3 protein-coding genes and 1 pseudogene are annotated in these 2,666 nt (G+C 69.4%); 1 reads left to right on the forward strand and 3 read right to left on the reverse strand.

Going from position 1 to position 2,666, the window contains the following annotated elements; genetic code table 11:
* Positions 1-137: 137 nt before the first annotated feature.
* A complete protein-coding gene (locus MSZK_RS21690; protein ID WP_099250671.1) occupies positions 138-998 on the reverse strand; it encodes an endonuclease domain-containing protein in 861 nt (286 codons plus the stop codon).
* 97 nt (positions 999-1,095) lie between these two features.
* Positions 1,096-1,827: a DUF4878 domain-containing protein gene (locus MSZK_RS21695; RefSeq protein WP_099250672.1), complete on the reverse strand. Its 732-nt coding sequence runs from the start codon at positions 1,825-1,827 to the stop codon at positions 1,096-1,098.
* A 92-nt stretch (positions 1,828-1,919) separates the two neighbouring features.
* Here MSZK_RS21695 and MSZK_RS21700 point away from each other — a divergent pair, with 92 nt between their 5' ends.
* The gene (locus MSZK_RS21700; protein ID WP_099250673.1) at positions 1,920-2,336 is read left to right on the forward strand and encodes a DUF3151 domain-containing protein; all 417 of its coding nucleotides are present in this window, start codon (positions 1,920-1,922) and stop codon (positions 2,334-2,336) included.
* On the opposite strand, the pseudogene MSZK_RS32450 reads toward MSZK_RS21700, so the two are convergent.
* Positions 2,337-2,666 (reverse strand): annotated as a pseudogene (locus MSZK_RS32450) (hypothetical protein); the annotation flags it as partial.

A 2,666-nucleotide genomic window follows, 5' to 3' on the forward strand; every position in this document is an offset into this window, starting at 1 on the left:
CGCAGCTACCAGCGCGGCGACAAAACCACCCGGACCTACCGCACCCGCGCACCCAAACCGCCATCATGAGTGTCAGCGATGTCCCAAGACATAAGTGTCAGCGATGTCCCGAGACACCACAGTTCGCTCAGCGGCGGTTAGCGCGCCGAAATCGCTCGTTGGACGAGGGCGAGGACGCGTTCGGGATACTCGGTCAGGTCCAGCCAGGTGAAGCGCAGCACCTGGTAGCCCGCCAGCACGAGGGCGTTCTGTTTCCGCCGATCGCGCTCGAACGAGTCGGGACCGGTGTGGAAAGCAAAACCGTCGACCTCGACCACCACCTTCGCGGCGCGAAACAGGACGTCGACCTCGTAGCAGAGCACCGTCTGGTTCGCCTTCCAGCCGGATATGCCCGATGTCTTCAGCAGCCGGGTGAACAGTCGCTCGGCCGTGGACTTGGTGCCGTCGTCGGCGGCCTGCAGCAGTCGGCGCGCCGCGGGGGAGCCGTACCTGCCCGTGTTCCGCAGCTGTGCTCCCCACAGCTGACGCAGTTCGGCGTGGCGTTGCAGGGCCTCGTCCATCAGCTTGGGGCCGCCGCCGCGGCGCACTGCGGCCTCTATCGCGGTCAGCGGAAGCGCGGTGACGCGCAGGCCTCGATGTTCGACGACGTCGACGGGCTTGAGATCTCGCCGCCGAACCCGAGATCCACAGTGGCGACGCCCGTGACTGTTGCGCGGCACCGTCACTTCGACAATGTCGGGCGCGAATCGTGTCAGCTCGAGCCACCACGCTGCGGCCAGACCGCTCGCACACGCCGAGGCTCCATGACCCCAGACAGCTGCACGGACCCGCGCCGCGTCGGTGAACTCCCGATCATCGACGAAGAAGACCCCCGGCGAGCACCGCCGCCAGCGCCCGGCACGCACACGGCGTCGCACTGCTTGCTCGGTCAGGCCGGCATCGTTCGCCTGGGCCAGCGTGATGACGCCGTCATGGCGGCGCAGGAGATCATCGAGCACACCTGACTAGGACGGCCGGCGCATCCGCAACGGTTCCCATCTTCGCGATTTCGGCGCGCAAACCGCCGCTCAGCGAACGAAAACGCGCCGAAATCGCTTACGACGACTGGCAGATCTTCCACTGGTTGTCGCGGAACTGTAGGTCGAAGCTGCGCGTGGACCGGGTCGACGGGTCGAAGGCCATGAACGAGGTGACGTTGGCCTCGGCATGGTCGCCGTTGACCACCACCTCGTCGATGCTGGCCACCACCGGGTACTGGCGCGCCGCGGCGATCCGGGCGTGGGTGTCCGACCAGGCCTGATCGTCGTACTTGACGTAGCTGTCCCTGGTCTGCCCGCAGGTGATGCCGCGCAACGCCGCCAGGTCGCCGTTCTGCACGGCGGTGTCGAAGGCCTGGATGGTCGAGCGGACCCGGTCCTCCTGCGACACCTTGGTGGCGTCGCCCCGGGTGAGCAGGACGGTGACCAGGATCGCCACCGCGGCGAGCGCCGCGATGACCGCGATCACCGCGAGCACCAGCGCCCAGCTACGCCGGCGGGTCGTGACCGGGCGCGCCGGGATGGCCTGCGGCCCGGTCCGCGGTGGTCCGGCGGCAGCGAAAACCTCGGTGGGAGTCGAGAAGATCTCGGTTTCGGGGTCCGGCGTCCGGTCGATGATCTGCGTTGACCCCGCATCGAATCCCGGTGCGGTGTAACGACGTTCGGGAGTGGCGTCGGCAGCCCCCATCACCTCGGTGGCCGCGTCTGTCTCCTGGGTTGGCTGCTCGTCGTCGATGGGGACGACGGGATGGGTCGCGTCGTCGTGGTCGGGCCCGGATGGGTTCGACATGGGGTGCTGCCGTCCTCCTGAAGTGCTGGTGCTTTTGACCCTAACGGTTGGGTGCGACCATCTGCTGGCGGTGGCACCGGCACAATAGGGCAATGACATCGTTTGGTGATCTTCTGGGACCCCAGCCCGTGCTGCTGCCCGGCGACGTGGAGGCCGAAGCCGAACTCGAGGCCGGTGAGAAGCCGGCGATCGTTGCGGCCGCCCATCCGTCCGCCTCGGTGGCCTGGGCGGAGCTGGCCGAGGAGGCGCTGGCCGACGACAAGGCGATCACCGCGTATGCCTATGCCCGCACCGGGTATCACCGCGGCCTGGACCAGCTCCGTCGCAACGGCTGGAAGGGCTTCGGCCCGGTTCCCTATCGCCACGAGCCCAACCGCGGGTTCCTGCGTTGCGTGGCCGCGCTGGCCCGGGCCGCCGATGCGATCGGCGAGACCGAGGAGTTCGCCCGCTGCCTGGACCTGCTCGACGACTGTGATCCCGCCGCGCGCGCCGAGCTCGGCCTGGCCTGACTAGCGGTCGGCGGTCAGTGCGCCGCGAAGCTCGATGATCGCGTCCGCGACGAACGGCGGCGGATCGCCCGGCTCGGGCGGCGCCGCACCGCTGCGCACGGCGGCCGCCAGCGCGCGCAGCGCCGCCATGTCCCTCCCGGCGGGGTGCCCGCCGAACAACGAGCGGCCGAACTCGGCGCCGTCGGTGCGGTGTTCGACGGTCCAGCAGGCGGCGATCGTCCGGTAGGCCAGCTGTTCGCTGGCCGCGACGACGCCGACGAGCTGTTCGGCGAGCGCCCGGTTTCGCGGCGACCCGGCCCGGGCGGCCTCGTCGGCCTCCATCAACGCGAT

This window comes from Mycobacterium sp. shizuoka-1, from assembly GCF_002723835.1.
Classification (GTDB): domain Bacteria; phylum Actinomycetota; class Actinomycetes; order Mycobacteriales; family Mycobacteriaceae; genus Mycobacterium.

Excerpts from the sequence above, each read along its gene's own strand:
- MSZK_RS21700 (WP_099250673.1), top strand. The coding sequence starts at position 1,920 with ATGACATCGTTTGGTGATCTTCTGGGACCCCAGCCCGTGCTGCTGCCC.
- MSZK_RS21695 (WP_099250672.1), bottom strand. The coding sequence starts at position 1,827 with ATGTCGAACCCATCCGGGCCCGACCACGACGACGCGACCCATCCCGTC.